This window comes from Micromonospora sp. LOL_025, assembly GCF_048060285.1.
Taxonomy (GTDB): Bacteria; Actinomycetota; Actinomycetes; order Mycobacteriales; family Micromonosporaceae; genus Micromonospora.
Genome location: NZ_JBHMIR010000164.1, coordinates 1 through 229, shown reverse-complemented (window position 1 = coordinate 229; position 229 = coordinate 1). Strand labels below are relative to the sequence as shown.

The window sequence follows — 229 nt, the reverse complement described above, 5'->3', positions numbered from 1 at the left end:
TTGCCGTTGGCGTTGAGCGGGATCGCCTCCACGGCGACGAACTCGGCCGGGATCATGTACTCCGGCAGGTGCTCCACGCACCGCTGCCGGATCCGGTCCGCCAGCTCCGTGGCCGGCGCGGCCGGCCGGTAGAACACCACCAGCCGGTCCGACTCGCCGACCAGGGCGACCGCGTCGCCGACGCCGTCGGTGCCCCCGACGACCGACTCGATCTCGCCGAGTTCGATCC

The 229-nt window shown here is 72.5% G+C and carries 1 protein-coding gene; it reads right to left on the bottom strand.

The features are described 5' to 3' along the window. Nucleotides 1-229 (bottom strand): AMP-binding enzyme (locus ACFHW0_RS31970; RefSeq protein ID WP_416613351.1); only part of this gene is annotated, 229 nt, incomplete at both ends.